Below are 5528 nucleotides of genomic sequence, written 5' to 3'. Positions count from 1 at the left end.
GTTAACGCGAAATGGCCACCCTGCGTTGGGTGGCCATTTCGGTAATGGAAGTCCGGCGGTGTCCTACTCTCCCACAGGGTCCCCCCTGCAGTACCATCGGCGCTGAGAGGCTTAGCTTCCGGGTTCGGAATGTGACCGGGCGTTTCCCTCTCGCTATGGCCGCCGAAACACTATTGATGTTTCAGTCTGCACACAAACGATTGCATTGTTTGGTGCGGTTCTCGACCGTACATCGAGAACCACTCAGTGGACGCTAGCACCATGAAACGGTGTGTTATCAAGTCATCGGCTTATTAGTACCAGTCAGCTGCACGTGTTGCCACGCTTCCACATCTGGCCTATCAACCCAGTAGTCTGGCTGGGAGCCTCTCGCCCGAAGGCATGGAAGTCTCATCTTGAGGCCGGCTTCCCGCTTAGATGCTTTCAGCGGTTATCCATCCCGAACGTAGCTAATCAGCGGTGCTCCTGGCGGAACAACTGACACACCAGAGGTTCGTCCAACCCGGTCCTCTCGTACTAGGGTCAGATCCTCTCAAACTTCCTACGCGCGCAGCGGATAGGGACCGAACTGTCTCACGACGTTCTAAACCCAGCTCGCGTACCGCTTTAATGGGCGAACAGCCCAACCCTTGGGACCTACTCCAGCCCCAGGATGCGACGAGCCGACATCGAGGTGCCAAACCATGCCGTCGATATGGACTCTTGGGCAAGATCAGCCTGTTATCCCCGAGGTACCTTTTATCCGTTGAGCGACAGCGCTTCCACAAGCCACTGCCGGATCACTAGTCCCGACTTTCGTCCCTGCTCGACCTGTCAGTCTCACAGTCAAGCTCCCTTGTGCACTTACACTCGCCACCTGATTGCCAACCAGGTTGAGGGAACCTTTGGGCGCCTCCGTTACTTTTTGGGAGGCAACCGCCCCAGTTAAACTACCCACCAGGCACTGTCCCTGAACCGGATTACGGTTCTAAGTTAGATATCCAGAGTGACCAGAGTGGTATTTCAACAATGACTCCACGGTAACTGGCGTCACCGCTTCACAGTCTCCCACCTATCCTACACAAGCCACACCGAACACCAATACCAAGCTGTAGTAAAGGTCACGGGGTCTTTCCGTCCTGCTGCGCGTAACGAGCATCTTTACTCGTAATGCAATTTCGCCGAGTTCGCGGTTGAGACAGTTGGGAAGTCGTTACGCCATTCGTGCAGGTCGGAACTTACCCGACAAGGAATTTCGCTACCTTAGGATGGTTATAGTTACCACCGCCGTTTACTGGGGCTTAAATTCTCAGCTTCGCCTTGCGGCTAACCGGTCCTCTTAACCTTCCAGCACCGGGCAGGCGTCAGTCCGTATACATCGTCTTGCGACTTGGCACGGACCTGTGTTTTTAGTAAACAGTCGCTACCCACTAGTCTCTGCGGCCTCCAAACGCTTTCGGAGCAAGTCCTAATACGTCGAAGGCCCCCCTTCTCCCGAAGTTACGGGGGCATTTTGCCGAGTTCCTTAACCACGATTCTCTCGATCTCCTTGGTATTCTCTACCTGACCACCTGAGTCGGTTTGGGGTACGGGCGGCTAGAACCTCGCGTCGATGCTTTTCTTGGCAGCATAGGATCACCCACTTTTCATCCGCATCGTGTCTCAGCCTGTATGAGTCACGGATTTGCCTATGACTCGGCCTACGCACTTGCACCAGGACAACCATCGCCTGGCTTGGGCTACCTTCCTGCGTCACACCTGTTAATACGCTAACCGCACCAGCATGGGGTCGTGCGCTAGCTCCCCCGCCTCACCCCGAAGGGATCGTACGAAGGAATTCGGGCACTTAGCACCACTGGATTAGTTTGGGCGGTTCTTCGCCGGTACGGGAATATCAACCCGTTGTCCATCGACTACGCCTGTCGGCCTCGCCTTAGGTCCCGACTTACCCAGGGAAGATTAGCTTGACCCTGGAACCCTTGGTCTTTCGGAGGACGTGTTTCTCACACGTCTTTCGCTACTCATGCCTGCATTCTCACTCGTGTGGCCTCCACGGCTGGTTCACACCGCCGCTTCGCTGGCCACACGACGCTCTCCTACCCATCAACACGGCTGGACCACGAAGGCCTACCAATAATGTCAATGCCACAACTTCGGTGGCGTGCTTGAGCCCCGTTACATTGTCGGCGCGGAATCACTTGACCAGTGAGCTATTACGCACTCTTTCAAGGGTGGCTGCTTCTAAGCCAACCTCCTGGTTGTCTAAGCAACTCCACATCCTTTCCCACTTAGCACGCGCTTAGGGACCTTAGTTGGTGGTCTGGGTTGTTTCCCTCTCGACTATGAAGCTTATCCCCCACAGTCTCACTGCTGCGCTCTCACTTACCGGCATTCGGAGTTTGGCTGACGTCAGTAACCTGGTGGGGCCCATCGGCCATCCAGTAGCTCTACCTCCGGCAAGAAACACGCAACGCTGCACCTAAATGCATTTCGGAGAGAACCAGCTATCACGAAGTTTGATTGGCCTTTCACCCCTATCCACAGCTCATCCCCTCAGTTTTCAACCTAAGTGGGTTCGGCCCTCCACGACGTCTTACCGTCGCTTCAGCCTGGCCATGGATAGATCACTTCGCTTCGGGTCTAGGACATGCGACTGAATCGCCCTATTCAGACTCGCTTTCGCTACGGCTACCCCACACGGGTTAACCTCGCCACATATCGCTAACTCGCAGGCTCATTCTTCAAAAGGCACGCTGTCACCCCTACTAAGGAGGCTCCAACGGTTTGTAAGCAAACGGTTTCAGGTACTATTTCACTCCCCTCCCGGGGTACTTTTCACCTTTCCCTCACGGTACTTGTCCGCTATCGGTCATCTGGGAGTATTTAGGCTTATCAGGTGGTCCTGACAGATTCACACGGGATTTCTCGGGCCCCGTGCTACTTGGGATACTCTCCACGCTGCGTCCGACATTTCGGTTACGGGGCTGGCACCCACTCTGGCCGGCCTTTCAAGACCGTTCACCTATATCGCCGCATCACGTTCGCTGCTCGGCAGAACAGCACGGAAAGTCCCACAACCCCGAATACGCAACTCCTGCCGGATATCACACGTACTCGGTTTAGCCTGATCCGGTTTCGCTCGCCACTACTAACGGAATCGCGGTTGCTTTCTCTTCCTGTGGGTACTGAGATGTTTCACTTCCCCACGTTCCCTCTACCCGCCCTATATATTCAGGCGGGAGTCACTGGGTCGGCACGCCGCCCAGCGGGGTTTCCCCATTCGGACACCCTCGGATCACAGTGTGCTTATCCACTCCCCGAGGCTTATCGCAGATTGCTACGTCCTTCTTCGGCTCCAGATGCCAAGGCATCCACCGTTTGCTCTTAAAGACTTGAAATCACATGAGTTTCATCAAGAATCGACACCGCAACCCGAAGGCCACGGTGAGAAATTGACTAATGATCTTTAAGATCATCAATACGAACCGACATACGTCGGCTCGAAGATGCTCGCGTCCACTGTGTAGTTCTCAAAGTACGGGCGGTCCCCACCCCGCAGCCGGCACCAGCCGGCATGAAGGATGGGCCCAGAAGTCCCAGTCGCAGCAACCCGAAAGCCACCGCACCCGGTCCCTCAGGACCCAACAACGTGCACGCCCCGCCAGCATCACCCCCACCGTTCCAGACCCGAAGGCCGTACTGAGCAGGAGATCTCCCGAACGGAGCCTCGTCAAATGTTCCACCCATGAGCTAACCGGCAGACACAGTCGGTCTGATCCGGCGCCTGGACACCCCGAAGAGTGCCAGATGCTCCTTAGAAAGGAGGTGATCCAGCCGCACCTTCCGGTACGGCTACCTTGTTACGACTTAGTCCTAATTACCGATCCCACCTTCGACGGCTCCCTCCACAAGGGTTGGGCCACCGGCTTCAGGTGTTACCGACTTTCATGACTTGACGGGCGGTGTGTACAAGACCCGGGAACGTATTCACCGCAGCGTTGCTGATCTGCGATTACTAGCGACTCCGACTTCATGAGGTCGAGTTGCAGACCTCAATCCGAACTGGGACCGGCTTTTTGGGATTCGCTCCACCTCACGGTATTGCAGCCCTTTGTACCGGCCATTGTAGCATGCGTGAAGCCCAAGACATAAGGGGCATGATGATTTGACGTCATCCCCACCTTCCTCCGAGTTGACCCCGGCAGTATCCCATGAGTTCCCACCATTACGTGCTGGCAACATAGAACGAGGGTTGCGCTCGTTGCGGGACTTAACCCAACATCTCACGACACGAGCTGACGACAACCATGCACCACCTGTTCACGAGTGTCCAAAGAGTCCCCTGTTTCCAGGGTGTTCTCGTGTATGTCAAGCCTTGGTAAGGTTCTTCGCGTTGCATCGAATTAATCCGCATGCTCCGCCGCTTGTGCGGGTCCCCGTCAATTCCTTTGAGTTTTAGCCTTGCGGCCGTACTCCCCAGGCGGGGAACTTAATGCGTTAGCTGCGTCACGGAATCCGTGGAATGGACCCCACAACTAGTTCCCAACGTTTACGGGGTGGACTACCAGGGTATCTAAGCCTGTTTGCTCCCCACCCTTTCGCTCCTCAGCGTCAGTTACGGCCCAGAGATCTGCCTTCGCCATCGGTGTTCCTCCTGATATCTGCGCATTCCACCGCTACACCAGGAATTCCAATCTCCCCTACCGCACTCTAGTCTGCCCGTACCCACTGCAGGCCCGAGGTTGAGCCTCGGGTTTTCACAGCAGACGCGACAAACCGCCTACGAGCTCTTTACGCCCAATAATTCCGGATAACGCTTGCGCCCTACGTATTACCGCGGCTGCTGGCACGTAGTTAGCCGGCGCTTTTTCTGCAAGTACCGTCACTTTCGCTTCTTCCTTGCTAAAAGAGGTTTACAACCCGAAGGCCGTCGTCCCTCACGCGGCGTTGCTGCATCAGGCTTCCGCCCATTGTGCAATATTCCCCACTGCTGCCTCCCGTAGGAGTCTGGGCCGTGTCTCAGTCCCAGTGTGGCCGGTCACCCTCTCAGGCCGGCTACCCGTCGACGCCTTGGTGAGCCATTACCTCACCAACAAGCTGATAGGCCGCGAGCCCATCCCAGACCAAAAAATCTTTCCAGCAGCTGGAGATGCCTCCGCTGCTCGTATCCAGTATTAGACGCCGTTTCCAGCGCTTATCCCAGAGTCCGGGGCAGGTTGCTCACGTGTTACTCACCCGTTCGCCACTGATCCACAGAGCAAGCTCTGCTTCACCGTTCGACTTGCATGTGTTAAGCACGCCGCCAGCGTTCATCCTGAGCCAGGATCAAACTCTCCATAAAAAATGTTTGCCACCACAACCCGGGAAAACGAGTCGAGCAGCGAGTTCGAAACTGACCAAACGGATGCCATCACTGACAATCCATACGCCAACCCCACAAAGAGGCTGGACTTGATCCAAAGGAATCTCAAACGATCAAAAAATGACCGACGAGGTTATTTGGCATTTGACAAGTGCACGCTGTTGAGTTCTCAAGGATCGGACGCTCC

The 5528-nt window shown here is 55.6% G+C and carries 3 rRNA genes; all 3 read right to left on the bottom strand.

Annotated elements, in window-relative coordinates:
- Nucleotides 1-50: 50 nt before the first annotated feature.
- Nucleotides 51-167: ribosomal RNA gene (gene rrf / locus H9622_RS15635) — 5S ribosomal RNA — on the bottom strand.
- Between the two features lie 106 nt (nucleotides 168-273).
- Nucleotides 274-3377: ribosomal RNA gene (locus H9622_RS15630) — 23S ribosomal RNA — on the bottom strand.
- 420 nt (nucleotides 3378-3797) lie between these two features.
- Nucleotides 3798-5320: ribosomal RNA gene (locus tag H9622_RS15625) — 16S ribosomal RNA — on the bottom strand.
- Together the 16S, 23S and 5S rRNA genes form the textbook arrangement of a ribosomal RNA operon.
- Nucleotides 5321-5528: the final 208 nt, after the last annotated feature.

Source organism: Microbacterium gallinarum (assembly GCF_014837165.1).
Classification (GTDB): Bacteria; Actinomycetota; Actinomycetes; order Actinomycetales; family Microbacteriaceae; genus Microbacterium; species Microbacterium gallinarum.
The sequence above is the reverse complement of the archived record's forward strand: the minus strand, read 5'-3'. Positions and strand labels throughout refer to the sequence as shown.